This is a genomic window from Gilvimarinus sp. DA14 (assembly GCF_024204685.1).
GTDB lineage: Bacteria > Pseudomonadota > Gammaproteobacteria > Pseudomonadales > Cellvibrionaceae > Gilvimarinus.
On sequence record NZ_CP100350.1, the window covers coordinates 1,238,824 to 1,264,021 of the forward strand.

General features: G+C 51.1%; 31 protein-coding genes. 6 read left to right on the forward strand and 25 right to left on the reverse strand.

Annotated features, from left to right (window positions below):
• Positions 1-16: 16 nt before the first annotated feature.
• Genes NHM04_RS05515 through traD form a run of 15 tightly spaced genes read right to left on the reverse strand, consistent with a single transcriptional unit; the run spans position 17 to position 12,780 of the window.
• A complete protein-coding gene (locus NHM04_RS05515; RefSeq protein WP_020208853.1) occupies positions 17-2,842 on the reverse strand; it encodes a conjugative transfer ATPase in 2,826 nt (941 codons plus the stop codon).
• Entirely contained in the window at positions 2,839-3,213 is a 375-nt protein-coding gene (locus NHM04_RS05520; RefSeq protein WP_020208852.1) for a hypothetical protein, read from the reverse strand. The genes NHM04_RS05515 and NHM04_RS05520 overlap by 4 nt, the downstream gene beginning before the upstream one ends.
• A gap of 7 nt (positions 3,214-3,220) precedes the next feature.
• Entirely contained in the window at positions 3,221-4,633 is a 1,413-nt protein-coding gene (locus NHM04_RS05525; protein WP_020208851.1) for a TIGR03752 family integrating conjugative element protein, read from the reverse strand.
• Positions 4,623-5,408 (reverse strand): TIGR03749 family integrating conjugative element protein, encoded by a 786-nt coding sequence (locus NHM04_RS05530; RefSeq protein WP_020208850.1) that lies wholly within the window; start codon positions 5,406-5,408, stop codon positions 4,623-4,625. The genes NHM04_RS05525 and NHM04_RS05530 overlap by 11 nt, the downstream gene beginning before the upstream one ends.
• The gene (locus NHM04_RS05535; protein WP_020208849.1) at positions 5,405-6,019 is read right to left on the reverse strand and encodes a DUF2895 family protein; all 615 of its coding nucleotides are present in this window, start codon (positions 6,017-6,019) and stop codon (positions 5,405-5,407) included. The genes NHM04_RS05530 and NHM04_RS05535 overlap by 4 nt, the downstream gene beginning before the upstream one ends.
• Positions 6,016-6,384, reverse strand: coding sequence for a DUF3487 family protein (locus NHM04_RS05540; protein ID WP_020208848.1), 369 nt, complete (start codon positions 6,382-6,384; stop codon positions 6,016-6,018). The genes NHM04_RS05535 and NHM04_RS05540 overlap by 4 nt, the downstream gene beginning before the upstream one ends.
• 9 nt (positions 6,385-6,393) lie before the next feature.
• Entirely contained in the window at positions 6,394-6,780 is a 387-nt protein-coding gene (locus NHM04_RS05545; protein ID WP_040516363.1) for a hypothetical protein, read from the reverse strand.
• 10 nt (positions 6,781-6,790) lie between these two features.
• Positions 6,791-7,021, reverse strand: a complete 231-nt coding sequence (locus NHM04_RS05550) for a hypothetical protein (RefSeq protein WP_020208846.1) — start codon at positions 7,019-7,021, stop codon at positions 6,791-6,793.
• Between the two features lie 5 nt (positions 7,022-7,026).
• Positions 7,027-7,383, reverse strand: coding sequence for an RAQPRD family integrative conjugative element protein (locus NHM04_RS05555; protein ID WP_020208845.1), 357 nt, complete (start codon positions 7,381-7,383; stop codon positions 7,027-7,029).
• A complete protein-coding gene (locus NHM04_RS05560) occupies positions 7,380-7,865 on the reverse strand; it encodes a PFL_4695 family integrating conjugative element protein (protein ID WP_020208844.1) in 486 nt (161 codons plus the stop codon). Before NHM04_RS05560 ends, NHM04_RS05555 begins: the two co-directional genes overlap by 4 nt.
• A complete protein-coding gene (locus NHM04_RS05565) occupies positions 7,862-8,392 on the reverse strand; it encodes a transglycosylase SLT domain-containing protein (protein ID WP_020208843.1) in 531 nt (176 codons plus the stop codon). Before NHM04_RS05565 ends, NHM04_RS05560 begins: the two co-directional genes overlap by 4 nt.
• Positions 8,389-9,114, reverse strand: coding sequence for a TIGR03759 family integrating conjugative element protein (locus NHM04_RS05570; protein ID WP_020208842.1), 726 nt, complete (start codon positions 9,112-9,114; stop codon positions 8,389-8,391). Before NHM04_RS05570 ends, NHM04_RS05565 begins: the two co-directional genes overlap by 4 nt.
• Positions 9,111-9,869 carry a hypothetical protein gene (locus tag NHM04_RS05575; RefSeq protein ID WP_020208841.1) on the reverse strand — a complete coding sequence of 253 codons (759 nt, stop codon included), beginning with the start codon at positions 9,867-9,869 and terminating at the stop codon, positions 9,111-9,113. Before NHM04_RS05575 ends, NHM04_RS05570 begins: the two co-directional genes overlap by 4 nt.
• A gap of 8 nt (positions 9,870-9,877) precedes the next feature.
• Positions 9,878-10,558, reverse strand: coding sequence for a DUF4400 domain-containing protein (locus tag NHM04_RS05580; protein WP_020208840.1), 681 nt, complete (start codon positions 10,556-10,558; stop codon positions 9,878-9,880).
• Positions 10,555-12,780, reverse strand: coding sequence for a type IV conjugative transfer system coupling protein TraD (gene traD, locus NHM04_RS05585; RefSeq protein WP_254266013.1), 2,226 nt, complete (start codon positions 12,778-12,780; stop codon positions 10,555-10,557). The genes NHM04_RS05580 and traD overlap by 4 nt, the downstream gene beginning before the upstream one ends.
• A gap of 133 nt (positions 12,781-12,913) precedes the next feature.
• On the opposite strand from traD, the gene NHM04_RS05590 reads away from it, so the two are divergent.
• The 4 genes from NHM04_RS05590 (at position 12,914) to NHM04_RS05605 (ending at position 17,132) form a co-directional block, all read left to right on the forward strand.
• Entirely contained in the window at positions 12,914-13,321 is a 408-nt protein-coding gene (locus NHM04_RS05590; RefSeq protein WP_020208838.1) for a hypothetical protein, read from the forward strand.
• The gene (gene mobH / locus NHM04_RS05595) at positions 13,318-15,258 is read left to right on the forward strand and encodes a MobH family relaxase (RefSeq protein WP_020208837.1); all 1,941 of its coding nucleotides are present in this window, start codon (positions 13,318-13,320) and stop codon (positions 15,256-15,258) included. Before NHM04_RS05590 ends, mobH begins: the two co-directional genes overlap by 4 nt.
• A gap of 114 nt (positions 15,259-15,372) precedes the next feature.
• Entirely contained in the window at positions 15,373-16,305 is a 933-nt protein-coding gene (locus NHM04_RS05600) for a site-specific integrase (RefSeq protein WP_020208836.1), read from the forward strand.
• A gap of 485 nt (positions 16,306-16,790) precedes the next feature.
• Entirely contained in the window at positions 16,791-17,132 is a 342-nt protein-coding gene (locus NHM04_RS05605) for a hypothetical protein (RefSeq protein WP_254266014.1), read from the forward strand.
• Here NHM04_RS05605 and NHM04_RS05610 read toward each other — a convergent pair whose 3' ends face one another.
• The 10 genes from NHM04_RS05610 to NHM04_RS05655 form a co-directional block, all read right to left on the reverse strand.
• A complete protein-coding gene (locus NHM04_RS05610; protein WP_254266015.1) occupies positions 17,133-18,137 on the reverse strand; it encodes a tyrosine-type recombinase/integrase in 1,005 nt (334 codons plus the stop codon).
• Entirely contained in the window at positions 18,134-19,420 is a 1,287-nt protein-coding gene (locus NHM04_RS05615) for a hypothetical protein (protein WP_254266016.1), read from the reverse strand. Before NHM04_RS05615 ends, NHM04_RS05610 begins: the two co-directional genes overlap by 4 nt.
• Before the next feature lie 193 nt (positions 19,421-19,613).
• On the reverse strand, positions 19,614-20,915 hold the full coding sequence (locus tag NHM04_RS05620; protein ID WP_254266017.1) for a zonular occludens toxin family protein: 1,302 nt from the start codon (positions 20,913-20,915) through the stop codon (positions 19,614-19,616).
• A gap of 3 nt (positions 20,916-20,918) precedes the next feature.
• Positions 20,919-21,257: a DUF2523 family protein gene (locus NHM04_RS05625; RefSeq protein WP_254266018.1), complete on the reverse strand. Its 339-nt coding sequence runs from the start codon at positions 21,255-21,257 to the stop codon at positions 20,919-20,921.
• Between the two features lie 3 nt (positions 21,258-21,260).
• Positions 21,261-22,658 carry a hypothetical protein gene (locus NHM04_RS05630; RefSeq protein WP_254266019.1) on the reverse strand — a complete coding sequence of 466 codons (1,398 nt, stop codon included), beginning with the start codon at positions 22,656-22,658 and terminating at the stop codon, positions 21,261-21,263.
• A 140-nt stretch (positions 22,659-22,798) separates the two neighbouring features.
• Positions 22,799-23,029 carry a hypothetical protein gene (locus tag NHM04_RS05635; protein ID WP_254266020.1) on the reverse strand — a complete coding sequence of 77 codons (231 nt, stop codon included), beginning with the start codon at positions 23,027-23,029 and terminating at the stop codon, positions 22,799-22,801.
• A 20-nt stretch (positions 23,030-23,049) separates the two neighbouring features.
• Positions 23,050-23,259, reverse strand: coding sequence for a hypothetical protein (locus tag NHM04_RS05640; protein ID WP_254266021.1), 210 nt, complete (start codon positions 23,257-23,259; stop codon positions 23,050-23,052).
• 36 nt (positions 23,260-23,295) lie between these two features.
• On the reverse strand, positions 23,296-23,595 hold the full coding sequence (locus NHM04_RS05645; RefSeq protein ID WP_254266022.1) for a hypothetical protein: 300 nt from the start codon (positions 23,593-23,595) through the stop codon (positions 23,296-23,298).
• 373 nt (positions 23,596-23,968) lie between these two features.
• Positions 23,969-24,205 (reverse strand): helix-turn-helix domain-containing protein, encoded by a 237-nt coding sequence (locus NHM04_RS05650; RefSeq protein ID WP_254266023.1) that lies wholly within the window; start codon positions 24,203-24,205, stop codon positions 23,969-23,971.
• A complete protein-coding gene (locus tag NHM04_RS05655) occupies positions 24,202-24,471 on the reverse strand; it encodes a hypothetical protein (protein WP_254266024.1) in 270 nt (89 codons plus the stop codon). The genes NHM04_RS05650 and NHM04_RS05655 overlap by 4 nt, the downstream gene beginning before the upstream one ends.
• A 149-nt stretch (positions 24,472-24,620) precedes the next feature.
• Between NHM04_RS05655 and NHM04_RS05660 the strand changes: the two genes are divergently transcribed.
• Both NHM04_RS05660 and NHM04_RS05665 read left to right on the forward strand, forming a co-directional pair.
• Complete coding sequence (locus NHM04_RS05660) at positions 24,621-24,902, forward strand: helix-turn-helix transcriptional regulator (protein ID WP_254266025.1); 282 nt, start codon at positions 24,621-24,623, stop codon at positions 24,900-24,902.
• Positions 24,903-24,991: 89 nt separating this feature from the next.
• Positions 24,992-25,174, forward strand: coding sequence for a carbon storage regulator (locus NHM04_RS05665; protein WP_254266026.1), 183 nt, complete (start codon positions 24,992-24,994; stop codon positions 25,172-25,174).
• The last annotated feature ends 24 nt before the right edge of the window (positions 25,175-25,198 follow it).

Here is a 25,198-nt window from a genome sequence, read left to right on the forward strand (position 1 = left end):
CCAAAAATACGTAGCTTTATCGATGCTCTAATACGGATTGCCTTCTGGCTTCACGAAGCTTGTCAGCTAGCTTGAACGCCGCTTCCACCTCAGTGCAGCCAAACTCATCCATGACAAGCCGGCGCTCTCGCTTCTCTTCTTTTTCAGTGCCAGCGAGCAGCAGGCACGGCGCGGGCGGCACATTGCGAAATAGACCTTTCATGGTGTCGCCAAGAACAACACCCTCCGTGTACTTTTTCTGAACTTTTTTAGTGTTGAGCAGCATGTCGCGCTCATCGGATGTGAAGGTTTTGAATTTCTCGATTTCCTTGAGCTCTTTGGCATTCACAAAAAGCACTAACCACCACTCAAACATGGATAGAATCTTTTCCGCTTCGTCGGGAAAATCTTCCATGTTCTGGGTGGCCATCCAGAGCCAAACGCCGGCGCGCCGACCCAAGAGCTTTGCCAGGGTTACCAGGTATTTTGCTAGTAAGCGTTCGGTCGTGATTACATGGGCCTCATCGGTCAGAGCGATGGTGTCGCGACCGTCGTCTTTGGTGCGTTTTGCCCTGGCGATGATTTGATTCATAATGGAGATGTAAGCGACGGAGAGCTTGTCTTTGGTGTCATTGCCGCTGGCGAGGATGCCGAGATCAATACGGATATAGTCAGCGTCAGGAAGCTCATCACCTTTACGGTTAAACAGCTCACCCGCGAACCCATCGGTGAAAAGCTTCATGGAGTCGACCATCTCCTCGATGCGACCGCGCTTTTCCTGCCGATTCTCTTTGGTGGCATCCAGAGCCCGAATAACGTCCTCAGTCAATAGATACTCGCGGCCGGATTTCCGACACTCGACGGCCGCAGCCAATATGGCCTCCTTCAGGAGGGCACCATCTTGCCGGCTGAACTTACGCTCTTCGGATTCAATACAGCCGGTGACCATGATCTGAGCGATGATGAGCAATTCACCAAGAAGGTCACGCTCGACCTTTTCGGTAGGCTCCTCTTCAATGTCGTCGGCGTCTTCCTCCAAGTCCGCGTCTACCGCTATCAGGTCTTCGGCCTTGATGATGCTGCCATTGGCATCCACCAATTCCAGCGCGGCCTGGAAAGGCGCCAGCGAGGGTGCAACACCCGGAGAAAGTGTGATGTCGACGGTGCTTAAACCTTGCTGTTTGAACAGCTCTGCGAGTAAACCAAAACTATTACCCGCTTCCATGACCACAAACCGTGGCCGGTAGATGGCCATAATGATCATCTGCAGATAGACCAGGGAGGCGGACTTACCTGCACCGGTGGGCCCATACAAAAACAAGTGCGCGTTTCGGGCACGATCGTTCAAGTTAAGCGGATCCACCATAAAGGGTTCTCCACCGCGGTTTGAGAACAGCAGGCAAGGATTACCTGTACCTGTTTCACGGCCATAGAACGGCAGGATGTTTGCCAGGTGCTGGGCGTACATAAAACGGTTGCGCCGCTTGATGTGATCCAAGCGGTGGTCATAACCCATCGGTATGAACCGCAGGTAAGAATCCAAGCGGTAGACATCGTCATCACCGGCGATGAGCTCCAGACTGTTGTTACCCAACCAGCTGGTGACTTCATCCATTTGATGTTCCAGTTCGATATCGTCATCCGCGCGTAGCGCAATGGCGATCGACACCGGGAGAATGAGATTGCCTGACTGCAGCTGCTCGCGGCCGTGCTCGATCGCACGCCTTGCGGCCGCCGCTTCCTCGGTTTGCGCCTTTGAGCGCTTTTCCATGATATCCAGATGCTTTTTGATCGCGCTGCGTGTTGGCATCACGAATGTGATAATCACAATTGAAGAGCTGGGAAGTTGGTCCAGTACACAGATGGTGCTGTCACTGACTTGGCGCTCCGCGCTCAGCACACCAATTTCAGGACGATGCGATAATCGCTCTACCTGAAGGACGGTGTGTGGGAGTCCGTCGAAGTACCAATTACCGGTTTTCTTATCCGATCTGGCATCGGGCGATACCACATCATCAGCCAGCGAGTAATCGAACGGTGTGGCCAGTTCATCCTCGCCCACATCATCCGAGGAGGCATACCGGTTGGATTCCAATAATGCCTCAGTATCACCACCGGTTTGTTGAGGTGCAGGTCGGAACCAACGGAAGAGCCAGTTCCGAATCGTCTCCCCTTTGAGGCGAGTCGATTTGATACCGGCGACCTGCAGGTTCATCGATAATTTCTTGAGGGTGGTGTTCAGCTCCTGGAGCGGATTCATATTGCGGCGCAATTTGATGCCGCGGCTTAAACGCCGATAAACCACCATATACACCCGGCGATAGTTCCCGCCCCAAGGCAGCTCATTGCCACTGGAGGAATCAATGAACAGGCCTTCAGGCGCTCTCATGTCCTCAACGTGGGGCCGAAAGACGTTATCCACGAACCAATCGGTATAGGGGTGGACGTCACCCACTTGTTTCGCCTGGCGACTATGAGCGTAGTCGCGCACCCGATCTGGCAAGTGTTTGAATTCCGCTTTATCCGGGAACGCAAATACCTGGCAGATCCAAGGGCTGCGATCGGTACCGGGGAAGCTCTGTGTCAGGACACGCTGGATCGCATCGCGCTGGGAGATCATGTAATCCATGGAGCGCGCTTCGGTGCTGATCGGCTTAATCTCAATAACACCGGCAACGCTGTAACCATCCTCCAGCAGCACAGCATTGTCATCACCGACAATACCCAGCCACGGCAACAAATCACTAATGCTCGCTTTGTCGCGGTAGCCGCCCTCAAGGTCGGCATCGGTGGCCGTTTTCTTACCGAATGGGGAGCCATCCAGGAACAGCTGCTTAAGGATATCGTAGGCGCTGGCACTCATGGGGCACCTCCGCCAAGGTTGTGGTTGGCAGTGGGCGCCTCTCCGGGCATACCGTAAATATCCCGTGGCCACAGCTTGAAGGGTACGGTATAGCCAGGCACGGGCAGCCCGTCAGTCCCGACAGTGCGAGGACGCACGTACAGATACAGCGTTGGATTAGGAAGTGCCGGAAACAGGTTGTCAGTTTCATTCTGAACCTGACGGGTGTACGCGGTGTAGTCCGGGTCAGGCTCTACCAGATCGCGACCACCCACGACTCGCGGCAGTGATTGAGCAGAGCCACCACCGACTTTCTGGTCATAGACTTCGCGCATATCCAGCCCGTCGTCTTCCGGCTCTGGAATGGTCGAACAGGCTGACAGCACAGCCATTAACCCACTAATTAAAGCTGTTCGGAGAATCCAGGGATTCATAGCTCACCCTCCGAGCGTTTTTGTTGTGATTGATGTGCAGATCGCGAGCAACGTGAATGGCCACCTCTTGACCAGGTGCTACATAGATGGCGTCAAAGGTGTCCTGAAAACGCTCCTCAAAAATATCGATGGTTTTATCCAGACCGGATGCGGCCAAACCCCACTCGCCGTATTCGCCGCGATCACCGGTGACACTGGAGATGACGGTGCCGCCATCCACACCGGTGGTGCGCAATGAGTCAGCGCGATACTTGGAGTAGCCTTGGGCAGCACCCAGTATTGTCATGAGGGACGCCTGCTTATAAGCGTCGGTGATGCGCTTGCCGGCGATGCAGGGTACGCCCTGACGGTCGGAGATATAGCCGATGTTCTTACCGCTCTGGCCTTCACCAAAGCTGGCTCCGAGAGCGTCGGCACTTACCGTCTTATCGGGCGGCATGTGATTGATCGTGCCGTCGTCAAACACATAGGTAGCCCCGGTCAGCTCGACCGATACACACGACAGCGACCAGTCACCACGGGCAACGCCATCGAAAATCACACCATCAAGGCCGGGGATCTGATGGCCGTTTGCGGCCATGTTGTCCGAGCCCACAATGAGCTTCACCGGGAACGGGTCTTGGACCTGCCCACCGATGGGCACACGGCCGATCAAGGCGGTCATGGACGTGGCGTCAAACAAGGTCGCTCTGGCCGGAATCGTGTACACGGGCTCACCGCTGCTCATGGGATTACTGAGCTGGGGAAGTGAACTGTCACTGTCGGTGGGGGCCAGTGATTGCGAAGGCCTTGGGGCTTCGGAACCCGTGCTTAACGGTTTTAAGCGACGGTAAGAAGGTCGACCTTCTACCGAGGTGGTTTGCTCGTAAGTTGGCGAGGTATTGCCGAAGGCAAAACTTTCGCCATTGATCTTGTAATCGACCGGATCCTCAGAACCACTCGCGAAACCTGGAGTGTTGAACCCAAAGTTTTTAAGCACGGCACCTTGGTTGTCCATAGAGAAGTTGCCGACCTTCAGGCTGTTGACCTTCTGCTCCAGCTGGGACAACTGATCGGAAAGGGCTGAATTAATCTCTTCACCCTTATCCGTGGACATATCCGTTACCGTCTTCTTGAGTGTCGCGATTTGATCATCACGCTGCTTAAGCTCCCGGCGAAGATCCCCGTATTGCGCCTGTACAGTACGCAGCGTCTCTTCGGTTGTATCGCCAGAAGCTGTATCAGTAATGGTCGGCGTCGCCGGCGCATCCGGTGCCCTGGATCCCGCCGGCACCGATGGTGAGCTTGTTTGGGTGTTGATCGCGACCACGATAACAACCACCAGCAGGATAGCCGCGATCATCCAGGGCATGCGGTTGGTGCGAACTTTATTGGCCATAAGACAGACCTCCTACTGCCTGAGGCAGCGGGTTATCGCTGATCAGGTAGACCGTGGTGCGATCCTCCAGGGTGCCCTTAGGGCCAAGCCAGTTGTGCTGAAAGGCGATGGAGTCAAATTCGCCGCGTACCAGGCGAGGATCCAGGGAGACCTTTAACGGGGATCGATTAATCACCTCTACGGCAGTTAAGTAATGACTCCATCCACGCCAGGCAGCGACCGGGCGATAGTAAAAAGATTCACCATTGCGGCTACGGATAAGATCGGCCACTTGCTGCGCAGGCACCGGAACCTGTTTGATTGCACGGTTATGAGGTGCCAGTCGCACCGGACCGTACAGCGATTGCGCGGCGTAGCGTGTGAGCTCGATCTGAAACGGATTTTCGAGCCCGGCCGGCTCGCTGTCGGTTTGTGTGGACTTGGCCACTAAGGACGGATTCTCAATCACGTAGTCTGCCGCCGGCGCGTCTTCAGCGGCCTCCATATCGATGAGATACACACGCTCCTGATTCTCGCTCTGCACAATCAGACGTCCAGGAGTCGCTGTCTCCAGCGCTTTAAAGTAGGCGACAGAAGGATTGGCCTGAGTCGCCTCCAGGTTTTTGAGAAGTTCAGAGGGTATGTCGATACTCACAGGCTCTGGAAATAAGACACGGATCTCTTCACCAACCGGGAGCGTGATAGTCACCGGGTGACCGGAATACACCAAGCGAGTGTCAGACCAAGTAACCACCGACAAGCACAGAAGTGCGAAGGTCAACAAGATACGGGTCACAACTCACCTCCCACACCAATGCGCGCCGGGTCATTGAAAAATCCACCGATGGCAACGCCAAATTCGTTGCACGAGCGTGAGTCGCGGTAGGCGTACAAGGGATAGCGCATCACGACATTTTTCACTTCCTCCCCGACAACGCGCTCGACCAAGGCAAGATCCAGCCAGACGTACCAGGTGCCGTTACCCAAGGCTTTAACGTGTTCCTTGGTATAAAACGTTGCAGGAGAAATACTGCGCGTGCGCGATAGCTCACCATTGGTGCGACGCTTTTTCACATCGTCTTTCAACCATTTGTACATGTCGGCCGATACATAACATTTCATTTCATCGACGTTGCTGTCGTAGTCGGCCAGGCCACTCTCAAGCCACTCGTTAATCTGCTTCCAGATATAGAGGGTGTACATGTACACGTTGGCTTGCTCGGGCATGTTAGGGCGCAACACCGCGCCCTCTGATAGGTCTGGCGGAACGTGCATACGAAAGTCCTGCTGAACATTGGCAAGACGATAATGCGCGTGCGTTAACAGCAGCCCGAGAAACACCAACCCAATGGCCAGATACCAATTTAATCGCTCACGCGCGGTCAGCGCGTTTCGGATACGGCTCATAAGCTTCGCCCCCGCTGAAACCTTTCGGTTTTGTTGAATATTCGATCCCCAATACCCCACTCACTGAGCATCAACTGAAGGACCTCTTTGTAATAGTTGTCGCCACGCTCTTCTTTGTTGGTCATTAACTTACGAAGCACAAAAACCGATAATGCTATGGTGCCTCCCATAAGAATCACCGCTCCCGCAAGAATGGCTAAACTGGATGACACACCGAAAAGCACGATAAAGACGATCACTGCCGTGAGCAGTGAAATTGCGCCACAGGCCACAGCGACTACGGAAATCTCACTGCCGGTGCAGCCCATAAACACCACGGGTTCATCGGTGAGATCATCAGCCAACTGAATTTCTGAGTGCTCCACGGTATCCCCTTAGCTGAAGAACTGGTTGGTAATCCAGATGGCAATAGCCAACGCCACAAGAAAGAACATGACACCGCCCGCAATCGATTTACCGGCCGATACCCATTTGGTGTCGCCGTCTTTGGCATCGCGAATATCTTTGAGGGCTTCGAGGAGAACTTTCACACCCAGATAAGCAACCGCAATCCAGATCACAACGGCGGCCACGTATTTAAAAATGTTGAGCAGCACATCGAGGGGGTTACCACTGTCAGTATTAACGCCATCCATTTCCAAGCCAGGCAAAGAAGGCGCATCAGCAAAGGACAAGGACGGCAATAGCAACGTAAACGCGACCATGACTCCTAATCGCATCCACTGTTTGAATGATTGATAATTCAGAAATGTGTTTTGCATGTTGATACCCTCATGAAATTGCTGGCGTTATGAGCCAGATAAAAAAGAAAAACAGCACAAAAAATCGGATAAGAAGGTTCAGAACATCGCCTTCTTCCATCTCGCCTTTTTGACGACGTTGCCAGCCCGCCACCAAAGCCATCCAAATCAGAAGCGCCAACAAGCCACCAAAAATGATGGCAAACGTCATGTAGGCGTACAGTGGCTCTAAGCCCGAGATGGCTTGAAATTTATCCAGCATGGCGCCTACTCAACAAACACACCGATGATCTGATCTTGCTCGATAGCCGCCTCGGAACCTTCCCGCGGAAGATAATCACTGTCGAGATTCTTCACCTTGCGTGGTGAACGAGAAGGTGCCCGTAGGTGGCGCTCCAATGCATCGCGAATCTCGGCAAGATCCGTATTCAGCGCCTGATAATTGAGAGGAAACCGAGTGTCGATCGCGCTGACCGAGTTGGCTTTTGAAACAAGACCTTGGGCATCTTTCAGATACACCAGCACTTTCTCCAGGGCTAAGCGTTCCTGATCAGTCACATGATCGACGCCCGCACTCGTTGCGCCGGATATCAATAGCAACAGCGTCAGAACCAGGTATTTCATTGTGTTAGGACTCCCTGATGAACAAAGAAAGGGTAATGTTGAACGCCCCAGAGCTCGGTAAAGCTGGAGCCTGGTGCGGCGATAAGAGTCAGTGGCTTGAGAATGGAACGCAGCTGCTGCAGTTGTGCGGCGGATTCCACATTAACGACAAAGCCCTTGGCGGAGGCCTCCACCAGTTTTTGTTTGTGGGCACTGACCCATTGAACCGAGTAGTTGTCGTACCCCATCACAAAGAACGAGGGATGCAGCTTTGCCGTTTCATGAGGTAATGGCAGATCACCACCACGAATCCTGCCCGGACTCATACTGGGTGTATGAACCGGAAAATGATCATTTAGGTATGCATCTCGGCGTGGAGGTGTCAGTTTGATTTCAGGTGTTTTCAGGAATGGATTACCACCGAAATCCGCAATGGTTTCGGGGGATTGACCTAAGGTCTCCTGACAGAGCAGCGCAATCAGTAGAGTGGCGATACGTTTCATTTGACACCCCCTGCGATGAGAGGCTGCCATTTAGAGAGAACCTGAGCACGATACGACGCTGCAAGTCGGGGATTATTGGGTGCATGGTAGCGACCGGCGGCGGTCACCCAGTCGCCCGAGCGTTCGTATTCAGAACGCAGTAAGGCTGCCGCATACTGAATGTTGGCGTAGGGGTTTATGATGAGGTATGGATCATTGATCATATGGGCATGGGCACACCAGTGGATCTGACACAGCCCGATGTCCACGTTGCAACGATTCTGGGACAGAAACTCGGACAGTGCTTTGGCCGCCTGCTGAGCGTCCGCGAAGTAGGCGCCACGGCCACCGAGGTTGAGTGTCCACGGCCAAGGGTGGTAGGCGCCTGACTGACTGTAGCCACTCTCCTGGAGACAGATGGCATACAAGAGTTCCGCTGGGACATTAGCGTGCTTCGCCGCAACCAAGTACGGTTCTGGGACAGTCTTCTCTGCCGCCAAGGCCTGGCAGCTGAGCATGATCGAAATAATCAGGATGATCGATTTCAAAACTCGACCTCCATAAGCTCGCCGTCCATGCGAGGGTCGCGAACATAAATCTGAGGCAGATCGCCGCTGTTGGGCGACATGGCTTGAAAGAGGCCACGGTCAATATTGAGTGTGATCTTACCGGCATCATTCACGAGCTCCGGCGGAATCGCATGGGTGGCTGCCCATTGAATGATGTCCTCACGCTCAATCTTGCCGATAAAGTAAATATCGAGACTGGCTTTATTCTGAATGACCGATTCCAGCGTCTTCTGGCATACCTGGATACAGTTTTCATCGGTAAACATCACGAGCTTTGAATTGGCCGTAATGTTCGAAATCGACGCCGATTCAACATCAATCATCGCGATCTGTTGACCGAAATACTCTTCTTTGGCGGACTTATATGCGAGGTGCCAGGCACGCTCATTCATCAATCGCTGCCAGTCCTGCCTGGCGGCGATTTTGGCGTATCGAGTCCGCTCTAACTCAGATTGAGCATTTAGGCCGAGGGCTGACACCGGGCTGATATTGGGTGTCCAGGTGCCGCGTGGCCCCTGCATGATGTCCTGGTAGGTTGCCCACTCGAACTCCGTTAACCCCCAGCGCAGCCAGGGCTTTACAGCCTGAGTGCGGCCGGTGAGGCTGTCGGTACGCTGGGTATCGTTGATCTCGGTCTGCGCTGCCTGACAGAGGCAGGCCGTTCCCAAAAGCACCAATATCGCGAAAACACGGATGATCATATGGACACCGTTAACCGCGTGATTTGGTCTTTGTAGGTGAACTGGACTCGACGACCGGTGAGATCGACACCGGTCAGTTTCCAATCCATCCACCGGCCATTGAGCCCCATATCCCGGCGATGGCCGTCGTGTGAGACTGACACCTGCACTAAGGTGCCCATTTGCTTGATGGCCACAACCGAGAAAGGTAGCTCTGGATTTTTGATCGGAGTCGACGCCTTGTGCTCTTCTTTAAAATCGAGAAAGGAGCGGCGTAGATGGTTGATATCCGAAGCGTTGTCGTTATCAGCTTCACGCATGTCGGACAGCTGCGCCTTAATCTCCATCAGGGTGCCTTGCATCAGCTCGACAGAGCTTTTAACCGACTCAATCTCACTCTCAAGCTTTTGCTGTACCGCGCTGTTGGTTTCCAACACAACGGACTCGGAATACAGATCTTCAGAGGACTCCACCTGTAACAGCGAAGACGTAATATCGGGGTCGACGTTGTCGGCCGTTTTACGTTGAATGTCGATGGGCGGTTCGGGTAGTGATATTTTCTCTACAGGCGGTGTTGACTGATCCTCGACGACTTCTTGTTTGGCTTCTGGAAGGAAAACCACAAAGCCTACGAATGCCACTAGCACCAATATCAATATTGATGCCAAGCCGAGTTTGAACCACGATGGCATTGAAGAGCGGTTATCAGCGATAGGCTCTCGGGGTTCATCCGAATGCTCTATGTTTGGCAAACTTGAGTCAGTAGTCGATTGCATACGATCCCCTAAATAAACTTCTTGAACGTTGACGCGGTGTAATACACGAACGTGAAGAAAAGCAGCTGTGGCACGATGAAAAAGAGCGCTGGATTGATTGAGAAAGGAAGCGTCAGGTACAAGCCAGAGCTCAACCCGATGGCCGGTTTTATCCAATCTTTTACTCGGTGATACACAAAGGATGATTCCACACCACCACAGGCTTTTCGGATGTCGCGAGCGACCAATCCATCAACGAGGCCTAAGAGGCCCCAAAGGATGAAGGCCGGTAGTGCGAGCAACACCACAGCCAGACGAATAACCAGCGTGTAGGTGATATCAATGGCACTGCTGATCCCTATGGCAAGCCATCCCATGTACTGAGAGAGAAGATTCAGCGCTTTGGGCAAACCAATAAAACTGTACGCTTCGTTCACCCACGTAATGGCCTTGTCAGCCAATTGCACTGGGTGAAGTTTTAGAAGTGCGTTCTGATCGATGTGCGAGAGATAGCCGATCTCTTCGGTGAGCATGTGTCTCGCGTGGGTCTTATCCCACCAACCGGCCAGCATGCCAATCCACTCGATGACGATGGAGATAAACACCGCAAACAGAAACCAAGAGACCAGAGAGGCAACTTGTGAGATGGTGCTACCGAGTATGGTTTCTCGGCCGGTATCTTGTCTGTCTATGCGCTGAGTGCGTGTCATGCGACCTCCGCCCACCGTGCTGGCATTTTGTGCCAGCCTTCGGAGTTCTTCGCGGCGTACTGCTTGCGCATCTCATTGGTGACAAATGAGAGATCCGAGGGCAACGATTTTTCATCGTTGAGAATGGGAAGGCGAATCTTGTAAAGACGACTGCCCACCAGGGCAAAGGCTTGGCCTTTGGGTAAGCGTGTTACATCACCAGGGTGCAACAACGGTACTCGTTGAGTACCAATGTGCTGCTGTGTGGATGAAACAAAGTCCACCTCTTCAGAGGCTGGACTGTCGGTCGCGCCACTACGGAGGCCAAGTGTATGCACATCCACATCAGGCAATTGCTCGGTCAGCAGTTCAGCCGTGGCGAGCTCTTTCACGCGCAGCATAATGATAGAGCCCAAGTTACCAATTACCTGAGCGGCTTTAGCGGTATCGCCAAACCGAACGATAATATCGCTCATGGTTTGGGTATACGCGGTCAACTGGAACCCGGCGCCGCCGGCCTTGTTGGCCATCGGCACAAACTCTTTACCCACGAGCTCGTTGAATTCATCCAGGTGAAGACAAACCTTGCGCTTCTTGCCATTGCGGCCTTCGACTTTCAGCAAGCCTTGATCTGATCCAAATTTGTAAATAGAGCCCGCAGTAGAAGTCAAATCAGCAAACATGGAACTGCCCACAGCGCTTGCGACTTCCGCGTCGCTTAGCGCATCGAGGCCGATATACACAATGCCGCCTTGGCGAATGATCGACTTCCAGTCGATGATTGGTCGCTTGTCTTCCAGGTCGAGATAATCGGGCGACAGCAGCTGGCCCGTTTTACCAGCACAGAGTTTTTCCAATAGCGGGAAAAGAGACGCGACCAATTTGTCGTAGAAAGATTTCTCATACTCAAAGGTCTTGATCAGGGCGTGGGCGACTTCATCGTATAGGCCGTATTCTTTGTAGACGACCACAGCTGCCCATGCCTTACGATCTCGCGCTGACATACTGCGATCAGGCTTTCGATCTGACTCTTCGACTTTTTCAATGTCCTTTTTCCATTTTGGGAACTCGGCTTCATTTTTCTTAAAGACTGCTTGCAGGTATTCATACAGAAGCGGGTCAATATCAGCGCCGTATTGTAAATAGAACTCATAGGAGAGGCGTTTACCGAGTTCGGTACCGGCGCGGCTGATCACATTCACATAGCGCCAAGCAAATTCACGGAAGGCTGCGCTATTACCTTCACCCGGTAACTGGCTAGCAATTCGACTGGCTGGTTCAGTAATACGCCCAAAGGAGCCTACCGGGTTATAGCGACAAGAAACGTCCGGGTAGCCAAGGTGGAACATATAGAACTGGTGTTCACGTCCGGCTTTGACCGATTCGGCCCACATGCGAATCAGCAATTCGGCATCGCCTTTCGGGTCAAAGACAATCACGACATCGTCGTTGTGTATGTCCTGAGTGACCAGCACTTCGCATAGTCGTGTCTTACCTACGCGAGTGGTACCCACGACAAATTTATGCGCAACGCGCTCACTTTGAGGCTCGGTGATATCGTATTCACCTTCCCACAGACCAACACCGTGCGTGGTGGTATCACCACCTAAATCTAAATTGACGGGCGACCAAGGATTAACCCAGTGGGTACTGCCCAGCAAATTGCCAAGACCCGTAGTTAATGGCGAACGCTTAAAGGCGGATTCGATTTGACGTGCGCGTTTGTATCCCGGTGAGGAATAGCGTTTAACGATGTGACGATTTTCGGGTTGCTTACAATCGTGGTGGCGCTGGGTATGAATGGCTTCCCACTCAAAACCTTTTCCCAGAAATAAGTCTTTTTTGCTGCACGGAATCTCGGTGCTGCTGATCTCCCACCACGGCAATACCGTCAATCCATGCTGATACTTCATAAGCTGAACGGCGGAAGCGGTTCGAGTACAAAAACGATACCCACAGAAAGCGGCCAGCGAATACGCCACAGACGGCACGGTTAATAACATGCCGGGGCTCATCACCGCGAGGCCTGCACCACAGGCATAGGCGAGACTCGAAGAAAGCTCTACCGGTGGTCGCATTAGCGATTCTATGGGGTGTTGGTTACTCATACGGCTGAGAATACTGACCGTGACGGATTTCGCATCAATCAAACTGCACAAGGGCTGTACAAATTGATTGCTGAAATAAGGAAAGGAAAACGCTAAAAAGCGGGCTATGCCCGAATGGTTAATGGCGTCTATCAAAAAAGGCGCCCCGGTCATCCACTAAAGTCCGTGGATGACCGGGGCGGCCAAAGGGGCATAAGGGGGCAATGGATCAATAAGGGAAAATGGCCCTGCGGGGCTAAGGGTAACCGCAAACGATAAAGGGTTCGTTATGACACAGTCTCACTGGGAGCATTCAGTCACGGAAGCACTCTCAAAACTGGGGAAGCCAAAATGGCTTCAGCCTTTGCAGCAGCTCTGCGAGGCATTCGAGGGCGTGAGCCTCGATGGTGAAAACATCGGCTCTGAAATAGAGCTGGTACTGTGGGATCTGGTATCTCTAAACAATAAATCCGACAGCCTCCCGTTGGAACGCTTATTTCAGCGTCGGTTGTCCGAGCTCGAATGCTGGACACACCGAGCGTTTAATCCTTCTGGCAATCCTCAGTTTTGGAACCCGCTACAGGAAAGCTTTAAAGCATTTAAATCAGGTCAGGGTTCCATCCGAGAGTACACCGCCGCCAATGCCCACCCAGCGCAAGATATGATACGCAAGTGGGCTGAAGCACACTGCGTATGATTAAACGCCTATTGGGTAAGGTATTCACGCCCGATCCCGCCCAGCCTCAAGTCGAACTTCGAGCGTCACAGCTCGATATGACCGCATTACCCATACTCACTGCGCGCGAGCTTCTGGAGTACGTCGGCTATGACGCAACGCTGAGCGGTATGTATCGCCTGGTCGGATTAAGCGAAGAGCATTTCGATACCCTCTATCGACAGCCAACTTACGCTTTTGCGCTTTGCAGTCAACTTGCACCAGCCTCAGAGAATAACCATCACTCAGGTCCTGGAGGCCTGTTACAGCATACGCTCGAAGTGATCGAGAACGCGCTGCATATCCGCCGCAGCTATCAGCTACCGCTCGGCGGCTCTCCCGAAGAGATCGCCGCCCAGGAGCACATCTGGACCTATGGTCTCTTTATCGCCTGCCTCCTTCACGATATTGGAAAGCTGTTTCGGCGAATCCAGTTGGTACCGACCTACTCGGGAGGTCGGACTGGATTCTGGACACCTCAGGATGGTTGCCTGATTGATACTGACGCCGTGTCCTACGCGATAGCGTTCAATGATGTGGCTTACAAGAGCCACCAGCGACTCAGTCTTACCATGTTTGGCACTTTGATCCCCAAGCCTGCCAGGGCTTGGTTGACACAACACCCCGAGATATTGGATCAGGTTATTAACTATCTGTGGGGGGAGGAGTATGAAAGCCAGGTGATCGCCGATATCGCCATCCAGGCCGATAGGCGCAGCACCGCGAAGAATCTGGATATCAAAAAGCCGGCATCCCGGCTACCGGGTGCCGGTGATTCGCTGGCCGATCGTATGATCAAGAGGCTGCGACAGCTCATTGATCAGCGTGAGATCAAGTACAACCAGGATGGTGGGATGGCCTGGGTGACCGGTGAGTACACGTACTTTGTGTGCCGGCCGCTGGCCATGAAGCTGATCAGCAGCTTTGAGGACACCGGCACATCGGGGATGCCTCAGGATCCTGTGAGAATTTATAACGTGCTGCAGGAGCATGGGTTTGCCATTGAGAATGACGACGGCGGAGCCGTCTTCAAGATATCCATCGAGCATGCCCAAGGACGCTTTAGCCATACGTTTACCTGCCTCAAATTCAAAACGAGACTGCTTTGGCGCGCCGTGAGGCTGCCGCAGCCGTTTGAGGGAACCATCCGTGAGCTCGGCGCCGATAAGGCGCCTCAAAATGAAACTGCACCAGCTCCAAGCCGGACGCGGTCAGCGCCGGCTAAATCTGCTGAGTCTGCACCAGTACAACACGATGCTGAGCGTCATGCGTCGGCAGACGCTGCGCCCGCCAGTGAAGCTGCTCGCCCCCCTGAGACTGTCGAGGATGATACGGATCCGTTTGCGGATCCGTTACCGAGTGAGACTGCACCAGATTCCCAACCCGCCCTGGAAGAGGATCAAGTCGACGCCTTCGAGGGCGAGCCCGTATCGGCGAAAACACCTGTGAAGTCTGATAGAGCTGACACTGACACAGGTTCCTATGAGGCTGCCGAGGACTTAGGCCCTGCAACAGATATCAAGAGTCTGGATTGGACCGACGATGTGGGTACGGCTTTTTTGGATTGGGTAAAACAAGGGATTCACCGTAAGACGTTGTCTGTGAATAACGCCAAAGCAGGCCTGCATTTTGTGGAGGAAGGCGTTTTTTTGGTATCCCCCCGGATATTCCAGCATTTTGTCAAGGAGGCCCGTCTGGGGAACGGTAGCGAGTACACCAAGCTGCAGAAGCGATTCGCACGGCTCAAGGTCAACTTGAAAACCAAATTAACTCACCAGAACGTCCATCGTTACACCGTAGATACAGGCAACAAACAAGCTCGCCTTAATGGCTGGCTGTTGCCTTATTCAGCGCTGTTTGGTGAAGGACAAGAGCTACCTAAGACCAATAAATTTGTGAGGCCAGCAGAGGATGTATGACCGAACCCCAATATTCCTACAAATTTTTACTAAGGGCTGGCGCATAAATATGCACATTACAGTTATATTACAGTATTCCGTTTATAGTTACATGGAATATAAGGAGTTAGTAATATGCGAGTAACGGAAGCGGCTGAATTATATATAGCGTTAAACATATACCAGCCAGATACAGCTGAAACTTTAAACAGAGTTGCAAGACTTTTTGAAGAGCGCTCTGGAGTAAAATCAATCGAGGAGATAGATTTTACCAGTATTATGAAGTTTCGAGCGGAGACCCTAAAAGTTGCTAAGCCGGTGACATATAACGGGTATCTCAGATATCTAAAACTTCTGAGTAAGTGGCTGTTTGAAGAAGCATATCTGCAAAGGGATTGGTTCTCTAAAGTAAAGGGTGCCCCCCTACCTCAGGCTCCACCTAAAACACTCGACAATGATGCTTTTCTGAAAACCATTGAATACTTGAAATTTGATGACTCTGCCCCCCAGCCTGCTTGGTTCTGGCTAATCGTGATCAGATTTTTATACTTTACAGGCATTCGAAGAAGACAGTTAGTTTCAATAGAAATCGGCGATTTAAATCTCGAAAAAAGAATCCTGACCTGCAGCTATAGAGGGTCAAAAACTTATCGAGAATGGGATATTCCGATTGCCGATGAAATAATTCCAGACATTGAGTACTTACTAAGAAGATCGCAAGAATATCTTGGAAGAGAGCTATGGAAAGATGATCGACTTTTTAATGTTTGTCTTTTTTATAACCGATACAAACCCGATCCGACGAATCCAAGAGCAATGAGACGAGAACACATTACTGGTTTTATGCGTAGATTATCCTCCAGGACAGGTGTGAGAATTGGCGCTCACAGAATACGACATACAACAGCAACAGCTTTGTGCAATCCAGATAATGAAGACCAAGAACCCGATATTTTCACCATACAACGCTTGATGGGACACAGCCAACTTTCAACGACGCGTAATTACGTTCGGACAAAGGTTGGAAGAATGAGATCGCAAGTAAACAAATTAAGTTTGCCAAAATGATTATAATTTGGCCAAATAGAGCAAAATACTTGACATGGTGAATATTTAGCGATATTACTTACTGTCAATTGAGAAAGGCAGAACCATATCTGCCATGTATTTTGCGCATTCAAGCAACGATTATTTACTCATAATGCTGGGGTCGGCGGTTCAAGTCCGCCCCTAGCTACCACATTTAGAAAGGCTGGCAGGTTAGTATCTGCTAGCCTTTTTTATTTTCTTTCCAATAAATTACTACCCTTTTCCTGTATTGCTTTTCCCTCGCTTCTAGACTCTCTAGTCACCCAGGCTTCAGCTCTGTATCTCACTGCCCAGGCGATTAGTTATCTACAGGCCGCTATCAAACTCATCCATCGCAATAACAATTTCTAACAATTAACCCGTCATGGCCATGCTATAAGTTGCCATTCAGCTGGCACAATATTCAACGATAAACATAGGCTCACTAATAGTTAGAACACTGGATTGACACAAGGGAAGAGCAAATGGAAAAGCGCATTAGCTATCTAGAAGATTTTCAAGTCGAACAAACTGCAAAAGCCGTATTTTTCAAGAACATAAGTAGCCTCTTTAATGACGAGATAACTTATGAAAAGGTTCTAGACCTTACCCAAGGAAAGCACGCCAGCGGCGAAAACATACCTCCCATACGGGTCAAAACCTATTGCTATTCGATGCGCTTGTTTTCAGGGATGTCCCAACGAGACTGGGTAAAAGTGAGTTCGACCATCGATAACTACAACATCCCCCTGACACTATCTGGTGCCAAGTCACTGTTTATCCACTCCATTGATGACGCTGTTAGGCTGGTTGAGACAAAACTTTGATCAAGACCGGTTGTTCTGATCATTTAGAAAATTACCATTCATTGGCGCGAGATTTGGAACATCTGCCATATACAGTGGCGACAGATGCGCATACCTCATCGTGACCTTCAAATCTGAATGCCCTAGCAACCGCTGTAAAACCAATATATCCCCGCCATTCATCATGTAGTGGCTTGCGAAGGTGTGCCGTAATACGTGGGACAGCTGGCCGGGAGGTAGTCGGATACCTGAACGATCGACAGCGGTTCGGAATGCTGAATAGCAATTGGCAAAGAGCTTACCGCCTACTGGGAATGCTAATCCTCTTAGGTACGCTGATAGCTCAGGTTTTATGGGTATTACTCTTACCTTGCCGTTCTTGGTACCAGAGAACACCACGCGATCTTCGAGCAGTTGCGTTGATAGCAGTTGGTTACCCTCATTCCATCGGGCACCGGTTGCCAGGCATAAACGAGCGACGGGGCCGCAGTGATTATTGGTTGATTGGTCACAGGCGTTTAACAGTATCTCGATTTGCTCAGCGGTCAGGTATGACAGTTCGCGCTCTTGCTCTTTAAACGTCCTGATTTTGCTCATGGGGTTTTGGCCCATGTATAAGTCCAGGCGTATCAGCTCAGAGAATACAGCCCGTAGATACCGAGTCTCATGGTTGACAGTTACGGTGGAAACTTCCTTTAATCGCTTTTCCCGATAATCTGCAAATTGTGCGGCTGAGAAATTACACACCCTGGGGTCACGAAGCCTTTGCACTACAGCCTGGGTTCTGGAAAGCCTGTATTTATGATCTTTAAGGGTTCTACCGTGCATCTTGTACCAAAGGTCTACCAGCTCAGATAATCGCCTTTTATCGTTCTTGGGGTCGGCTTGTGGTTGCCGGTTTAAGTAATCCGCTTCAATGAGCTTGCACTCTTTGCGTGTATTGCGAACACGAACAATGCGGGTACCTTCCGAGCCATACGGGTAAAAATCCAGGCGATAACGGCCATCGGGTAGTTTCTTAATCATGCAGCAACACCCGATAGAATATGACCTTGCATCTTGTCTTTAACGAACTCTAACAGCACCGAATATAAGCCCTCAGATTCACCATAAAGGGGCACGTTAAAGTAATGGGCCAAGTCTGCATCTAAACCCGAGTGTAGAAGCCTGGAGACAACGTATTCAGGCTTAAAGCGACCACGAGAATAGAGCTTGATTTGATTACCCAACCAAAAGGCAACATTGCGGCGTGAGCTTTCACTGGGCGGCTTGGGCGCGCGTTTGTATAGCAGGTCTGGCGAGGGGCAAAAGTACTGCACATCTTCGATAAGAGACTGCCAAATGGGGTCTATGTAGCTGGTGGAGTGTTGCAGGCGGAAGTTATTGAGCGCGTATTGCCAGAGCGCGGTTAGGTGGGGCACTAAATCAGCGTAGTTTTTGATGCGAATAGAACGGCCCTCAGCGTCTTTTGTGCCGTAGCTGAACTGGTTAATCACGGAATGGTGAAAACGCGCCTCTATGCGGTGTACGGTGTCGCCCTGCTCGTATTCTGATACCGGTGCATCGGTGGAGAAGTCGCCGTCAAAATCAGCCCTGGGCACCCTTGACCAGACCTCTTCCCAAAAGCCAATCTTATCGCTTTTGATCGCCTCAGCGGTTTTGTCGTACACGCAGAACTGCAATGCACCGGCAGACCCGAAGGTATAGGACTGGCCAGCCCCGTAGATAACAGCGGTTTCATTGAGCGATAACTGGGCATTGCTGATTGAGTTAAATTTGTACTGGCGTTTTGCCTTGGCGACCAATCGCGCTTCGAAGTCCTGGGGAATGATTAACCCTTTTACATCGGTGGCAATGTGCACTGATACCCCGGCGTGTACGAGCTGGACGCAGAACAGGCGTGCAATACGGTCTATTTCGGCTGTCAGGGCATCTGGGCTGTACTGCGCTATGGTTTGCGGGGTGACTTCTATTTTCAGGTGTGAGCCTGACAGATCGGCCTCAGCGTAAAAGGATTTGAGCAACACCACGAAGCCTAAATCTAGGTTTTTCAGGATGAACTGATAGCCACTGGCCTTACTCGAGCGGGTAATCAGCCAATCAATACCCCCGATGGTGAAAAATTGGTCAGTGCTGTCATAGGCAGTTTGCAGGTCTAACAGCACATCAGGACGCAGTAAGCAGTTGTACAGCTGTTTGACCGTATCAACGCCGGAGTGTAGGTAACGAAGATTGGACAGGTTGACGGTCTGATTTTCCATCATAAAAACCGAACCTTCACGGTGCCAACGCTTATTTTCATATCGCATTTAATTACCCTCTTTTCTTACTGTTTGTGGTGTTTCGTGTTTCTGTGTGGGGTAGCACTCCCCTTTTTATTAACGTGTTACAGAGACGTTAGCCGGTGGAATTTCGGACGCTGCGCGCTTTTGCTTGCATAGCTGCGCAGCGCACGCAGCGTCCGAAATCCAATCGCGCAACCGACTACCGCTGATGCCTTCATCACAATGTCACCGGCCTGGGTTTAAACACATCGCCATCGGGCGAGACATATTCAACGGGTGGCTGAAACTGCTGGTCGTTGCCTCGGCTTCGCTCAGGGGCGGTGTAAGGCCGCGTATCAGCGGGTTTTTGTGAGGCGATCACAATCTCACCGGTTTCGGTGTGTTCAAGCTGTACGAACGATTGGGTGCTTCTTAGAACGTCATAGCCCACCAGCTCTAAATCATCGGACTTTAGCGGTATTTCACAGGCGGGGCCGTCTTCACACAGAACGAGTGAGAACCATAACTTACGGTTTACCGAGCCAGTGAAATACAGTCTGGCACCATTGCCCAGGGTGTTTACGCCATTGAAACGAGGCAAGACCGAACCAGAAAGCTGAGAACCGCGAAGATGATGGCCCACGCCAGTATTCGTGCTATCACCTTGAGTAGGTACCATAGGGACAGTTTGCCGGTTCGCAGTAGAGTCGCGCTTAGCCGGAGCAGTACGCGCCTGAATATCTTGATACTTTTGATATCCAACAATCGAGATATAAACGAGAGCGCAGACAATAACCCCAAGTAACATGCGAACTTTAGGGTCTCGAAAGATCGAAATATTTTCAGCAGATTCTTTAGCTTTTCCCGTAGCGGTAGATTTGTAGCATGCAAAGGCTTTTGACTGGGCCTTGTATTTTTTCGGGGTGCCTGAATAGTGACTGATGGACTTTCCTGATTGCTCTGCGTCATGTCTAAATTCCGTCCAGGTGTTTTTGTACCAGGGTAAAAGGCCTGAGTTATTGCGGTGCCTGTATGCCCACTCGACCACTTTGCGAATTTCACCGTGTATCTTGCCGATGTTGGTGGTGCTGATGTAAATGTCCCAGTTGTAATGCCTGTGCTGGTCAAGGGCATTTTCAATGTTGTATGGGCGGTAGATGGGTTTGCCGTCTGAGTCGGTCTGCACTTCGCCGCTTTCGTCTTTAAAGGCGTTGTCAGGGTCTTGGTCTAGGTGCGTTAGGGTGCGCTCGCGTGTGGGGTAAACGCGCTGGCCTTCGTCCATAACAATGAGCGCACCCAGGGGCACCCAGTGAAAGAAGCGCGCAATGTGTTTGTAACCGGCAATGTCAGGCTCAACATAAATCAGGCGAGACTCCTGGGGCAGCTCTACACCGTACTGTGTGGCGATTGCGTCAAGATCGACACCGCGTACATTGGTTACCACGGTACGGCCCTTAATCAACTCAGGAATAATAATCCGCTGTACCAGGGCGAAGGTTTTATATGACCCAGGCGGGCCGTGATGAACAACAGCCGTCATGATTTACGCCCAGGGAATAAAGGCCAGTACAAAGCGTGTGACGTAGGCCGATAGAATGATGTTGAGTGATTCAAACGCACCGGCATAGGCCAGCACTGCCGAGATTTGCGGGTTGATACCAGAGAGTGCGGTACTGATTTGATCGGACAGATTCAAGTTGGTTAATACAGGCTGACCGATGTTGTAATACACAAATTCCAAGGTGTCGCGCTTCATTTCGAAATAAGACGTAATCCCCCACACAATAAACCGCTCCATAAGCTGGTCTATCATGTCGGGTAATTGAACGACCCACTCTTTAACGCTGTTAATTAGCTCGCCAATCTCTTTAAAAATGTCCATGGTTTACCCCTTAGGCACGAGAATGATGTAAGCCGCGATTAAGGAAGCCGCTGCAACCAATAGGCCCCGAATCATTGACCAGAACTCTTCCTGGACACAGACGCCGGTTTCTAAGGTTTTGCCCTTAATCTCGATGGATTCACACGGAAGGTCGCCACCTGAACCGGAGACGGATAACGAAAGGTGGCTTTTTAAATCGGCGGCGACGGTGTCAAATGTGCTTTGAAACTCATCTTTGGCCTGCTGCAAGCGCTCGCCAATGTCTAAGGTGTGATCGGCCTCACCGTCGTATTCGCCCACGGTGACATCGGTTTCGGGCACATCGGGGCAGCGCTGGTAATAGAGTTGGAATAGGTTCGCACAACCTACATCATCGCCTTCACAAGTTGGAGGTGAGCCGCAAGAATCGCCGCCGTTTGCAGTAGGGTCTGAACTGGAAGAATCGGAAGAGTTTGAATCAGAGCTAGAGCTTGAACCGGCAGAACTGGTGGAGCCATCGCCCTCACCTTCCCCACCATCGCCTTCACCGTCACCATCAATGTCGGGACAGAACACTTGACCATTAGCGGCAAAACAATTGTTGGGTATATCGTCAGGGCCAGACGTGCCCTGATCTTGACAATAACGGGTTGTATCGTGGCCTACATAGCAACCGTCTTCATCAATGTAGTCATAGTCATCACCATCTATGGTGCCGTCACAGTTTGTATCAAAACCACAATCGCTTGAGGAGCTAGATGAATTTTGGCCAGATGAAGAACTAGAGCCACCGGTTTCGCCGCCATCTGAAGAATTACCGCCACCGCCACCATCACCACCGTCGGAACTATTGCTTCCGGAATCGCTGCTTGACTGACCGCTACTGCTAGATGAGCCTTGGTCTTGATTTTGACAGGCTCCACCAGCACCAGTTAATTCATAGAGACCTGGAATTTCAGTTTCGGTAGCTTCACAAGCGCCTGAACACATTGAACCGTTTACGTCATGAACGTTATCTACCGATTGACCTTGTGAGTCAGAGCATATGTTTACCACACTTGCTCTACAAACCTGACTCTCCCAATCTGCACCTAGAAACTTAATGTATGTAAATGGATCGGTTTCGTAGTTTTCGAGGATGGATAAATCACACTTCAGTGCGGTAATAAATGGGGCGTAATAGTCGGGGTTTGATTGGTGCTCTGTAAATTGACATTGATAAATTACGCCGAGATGCTCTGAACCGCACTTCGCTTTTAAATCATTATATCTTGAACCCTCATCCCCTTTAGCCCGCCAGCCAGCGGTTTCCCTCCACGCTGTCCATTCAATAAGTGCGCCCTCAGATAAAGATTCTGACCAAGCAGGCATTGTAAAAACAGCTGCAAACAATACGGTGATTAGTAATAGTATTTTTCTCATGGTTTAAACCATTGAAATTCGCTGGATTAAAAAAGGCCCCGAAGGGCCTTGCTAGCTGATACGGCCTGTGTAGAAACCGAAAAGAAAAGAGAACCAAATCAAAATAACCACACAGACCGTGATCAGCATGTGCCCACCTATTAACGGCTGATGATGCCGCGAATGATGGAGAAGCCCATTGCAACAGCGGCCACGGCGATTACCGCACCTACGGCCAGAGTTACAGAGCTAACGCCCTCGGTTTCAGCAGCGCTGATGGCAGATGAAATGCCGGTTTCTTGGGCGAAGGTTGCGGTTGACGCCAGGGCACCGGTCACAACAGCAGCGGCTTTGGCGGTTTTGCTTTTCAACAGAGTGAATGCATTTTTCATAGTGATAATCCTCAGTAGAGTTAAACGCGGTTAAGGTTTCGGGCGACATGCCCTGCACTGTGCCCCATGATAAAAAGCACAATGCATGTCCCCAGCAGGCTGGAGAAGGTGCCAAGATCGAACTGTAAAAGTCCGACTAGCTCAGCAATCGTGGTGGGGTCGGTTTCGATGATCTGCCAACCCCCTGGGCAGGTCGATTGCACCAGCTCGCCAGACTGCGACTGCGTCATAGTTGGCTCACTGGGGCACACGACCTGAAACATGGTTTACTTGCTCGCGCTGGATGATTGAGTCGGCGCGGGGGCGACTTTTACGCAGTGCTGGCCCAGCTTTCCGCCAGCGGCTTTTTTCAGGCGTACATGCGCTTGAACCGGTGCGGGGTATTTGGGCGCGTTTAGTGCGTGGTATACATCGGGGTCACAGGGCATTTTCATAATCACAATGCCTTTTGCACCCTCTTCTTTTTCGTCCTCAACCGTCTGGCCGATGTAGAGCGATGCGTATTGGCGGCCGTCAACATCTGCTAGTGAGGCGCCGTACAGTTCAACGTTAAGTACTTGGTTCATAGTGTTCACCTTTAGGGTTTAACAGCCGGTTTACTTTTCAACTCACGCGCCGGCGATTCGCGTAAGTGTTCGGAATAAAAAAGCCCCGCGTCAGGGTAAATACGGGGCAAGCAGGCACGGATTGCCAAGGGTAAGAACTTCGCTTTAGCCACAGGTGCTGGGTTTACCGTGTGGACGATCTGCGCAGCAGACGTGAGCGCTAATGCGTCACTGTCGCCCACACTGGCCCCGCTCACGCGGCCTTGTGCCCTGGGGGCACTGCAAGCAACAATTAAAATCGATAGGTAATGATTTTTAGCGGCCATTTCTAACCACCCAAAAAATGCAGCCAGTCAGAAAGCCAGCAGAAAAATAAATAGAGGCAATGGTGATGTTAATCAGCATCGGAAAAGTCCCCGCGGCTGAATATGGTTTTGCCCTCGCGGATTTGATCGACCAGACGTGTGATGTTGATGAAGCGCTGGCGGCCGATCTTGACGTGGGGAATGGTGCTGTTTTCTACCCAGCCGCGCACAGTGTCTGGCGTGGTGCCAAGCCATTGGGCGAATTGCTCTTGAGAGCTAACCGGCGGCAGCACGGATAAATTAATGGGCTGATTCGGGGAGATCATGCGGCCGCCCCTTTGTGGTCATTGATGTAGTCAGCGACTTTTACGGCTTCATCGACTGGGGTATTCAGGGTTAGCGACCCTACATAAACGCTGGCATTTCCTGTAGCGCAAACGTGGGTAAACGGGCTTGAGTGCGTGGCGAATACGGCAGGTACAGCAGCGGTTGTATTGGGCTTTACAGAGAAGCGGCAGGACTCGGCATTAAAGCGAATTACCCAGTTCGAACCGTCAGTGGTTTTGAATACACACCCTTTCAAAATCGTCATTGCTATCCCCTTCTATGCTTTTTCATTTGGCTTGGCTTTTGAACCACGTTGCGCCACAATGAAACTTGTTTAATTGGTCTACATGCACATTATCGCATGTATTATTTTACATGCAATATATTGCATGTCATTTTTTATATTGATTCACTATGGAAGATGTAGTTCTTAGAATTAAATCTCTATGCGAGCTGGAAGGACTTTCGCGGGAAGAGCTAGCAGATAAAACCGGAATGAAATATTCCAGGTGGCACAATCTGATGAACGACCGTGGAAAGATTAAAAGCGAAGAAATAGAGCTAGTCGGTAAAGCGTGGCCCGAGTACAGACTATGGGTAGCGTTTGGCGATGAAATGCCCGAAGCAGGTCAAATAAGCCCAGGTACAAAAAAAGCCCGAGAAGAGCTAAAAACACAAGGGAAGGCCGGAGCATAGCGGCCAGGGCAGCACAACGCTGGATGGGCATAATAATAAATAACCGTTAGCCAACGGAGAAAGCAAACACTAATACAAGGAAGTTGAAAATGATGATACTCAGCAGAAGATTAGGCGAATCAGTAATTATTGAAATTGACCGCGAACCAGTAAAACTAAAAATCATGAGTATTGAAGGCAAACAGGTAATATTAGGGATAGAGGCCCCCAAAGATATTAAGATACTCAGAACAGAAGTTCGGGAAAGGATAGAACAAAGCAAAATCAAATAACATAAAGGAAGAAGGAAGCTCTCA

Bases quoted from the DNA above. Each gene is read 5' to 3' on its own strand.
- NHM04_RS05545 (WP_040516363.1), bottom strand. From the start codon at position 6,780: ATGCAAAACACATTTCTGAATTATCAATCATTCAAACAGTGGATGCGA.
- NHM04_RS05655 (WP_254266024.1), bottom strand. From the start codon at position 24,471: ATGACGATTTTGAAAGGGTGTGTATTCAAAACCACTGACGGTTCGAAC.
- NHM04_RS05600 (WP_020208836.1), top strand. From the start codon at position 15,373: ATGCGAGTAACGGAAGCGGCTGAATTATATATAGCGTTAAACATATAC.
- NHM04_RS05550 (WP_020208846.1), bottom strand. From the start codon at position 7,021: ATGCTGGATAAATTTCAAGCCATCTCGGGCTTAGAGCCACTGTACGCC.
- NHM04_RS05630 (WP_254266019.1), bottom strand. From the start codon at position 22,658: ATGAGAAAAATACTATTACTAATCACCGTATTGTTTGCAGCTGTTTTT.
- NHM04_RS05555 (WP_020208845.1), bottom strand. From the start codon at position 7,383: ATGAAATACCTGGTTCTGACGCTGTTGCTATTGATATCCGGCGCAACG.
- mobH (WP_020208837.1), top strand. From the start codon at position 13,318: ATGATTAAACGCCTATTGGGTAAGGTATTCACGCCCGATCCCGCCCAG.
- NHM04_RS05570 (WP_020208842.1), bottom strand. From the start codon at position 9,114: ATGATCATCCGTGTTTTCGCGATATTGGTGCTTTTGGGAACGGCCTGC.
- NHM04_RS05535 (WP_020208849.1), bottom strand. From the start codon at position 6,019: ATGAGCCGTATCCGAAACGCGCTGACCGCGCGTGAGCGATTAAATTGG.
- NHM04_RS05525 (WP_020208851.1), bottom strand. From the start codon at position 4,633: ATGGCCAATAAAGTTCGCACCAACCGCATGCCCTGGATGATCGCGGCT.
- NHM04_RS05520 (WP_020208852.1), bottom strand. From the start codon at position 3,213: ATGGCTGTGCTGTCAGCCTGTTCGACCATTCCAGAGCCGGAAGACGAC.
- NHM04_RS05645 (WP_254266022.1), bottom strand. From the start codon at position 23,595: ATGAACCAAGTACTTAACGTTGAACTGTACGGCGCCTCACTAGCAGAT.
- NHM04_RS05515 (WP_020208853.1), bottom strand. From the start codon at position 2,842: ATGAGTGCCAGCGCCTACGATATCCTTAAGCAGCTGTTCCTGGATGGC.
- NHM04_RS05620 (WP_254266017.1), bottom strand. From the start codon at position 20,915: ATGACGGCTGTTGTTCATCACGGCCCGCCTGGGTCATATAAAACCTTC.
- NHM04_RS05580 (WP_020208840.1), bottom strand. From the start codon at position 10,558: ATGACACGCACTCAGCGCATAGACAGACAAGATACCGGCCGAGAAACC.
- NHM04_RS05590 (WP_020208838.1), top strand. From the start codon at position 12,914: ATGACACAGTCTCACTGGGAGCATTCAGTCACGGAAGCACTCTCAAAA.
- NHM04_RS05665 (WP_254266026.1), top strand. From the start codon at position 24,992: ATGATGATACTCAGCAGAAGATTAGGCGAATCAGTAATTATTGAAATT.
- NHM04_RS05605 (WP_254266014.1), top strand. From the start codon at position 16,791: ATGGAAAAGCGCATTAGCTATCTAGAAGATTTTCAAGTCGAACAAACT.
- NHM04_RS05575 (WP_020208841.1), bottom strand. From the start codon at position 9,869: ATGCAATCGACTACTGACTCAAGTTTGCCAAACATAGAGCATTCGGAT.
- NHM04_RS05615 (WP_254266016.1), bottom strand. From the start codon at position 19,420: ATGCGATATGAAAATAAGCGTTGGCACCGTGAAGGTTCGGTTTTTATG.
- NHM04_RS05610 (WP_254266015.1), bottom strand. From the start codon at position 18,137: ATGATTAAGAAACTACCCGATGGCCGTTATCGCCTGGATTTTTACCCG.
- NHM04_RS05635 (WP_254266020.1), bottom strand. From the start codon at position 23,029: ATGAAAAATGCATTCACTCTGTTGAAAAGCAAAACCGCCAAAGCCGCT.
- NHM04_RS05660 (WP_254266025.1), top strand. From the start codon at position 24,621: ATGGAAGATGTAGTTCTTAGAATTAAATCTCTATGCGAGCTGGAAGGA.
- NHM04_RS05625 (WP_254266018.1), bottom strand. From the start codon at position 21,257: ATGGACATTTTTAAAGAGATTGGCGAGCTAATTAACAGCGTTAAAGAG.
- NHM04_RS05640 (WP_254266021.1), bottom strand. From the start codon at position 23,259: ATGACGCAGTCGCAGTCTGGCGAGCTGGTGCAATCGACCTGCCCAGGG.
- NHM04_RS05650 (WP_254266023.1), bottom strand. From the start codon at position 24,205: ATGATCTCCCCGAATCAGCCCATTAATTTATCCGTGCTGCCGCCGGTT.
- NHM04_RS05560 (WP_020208844.1), bottom strand. From the start codon at position 7,865: ATGAAACGTATCGCCACTCTACTGATTGCGCTGCTCTGTCAGGAGACC.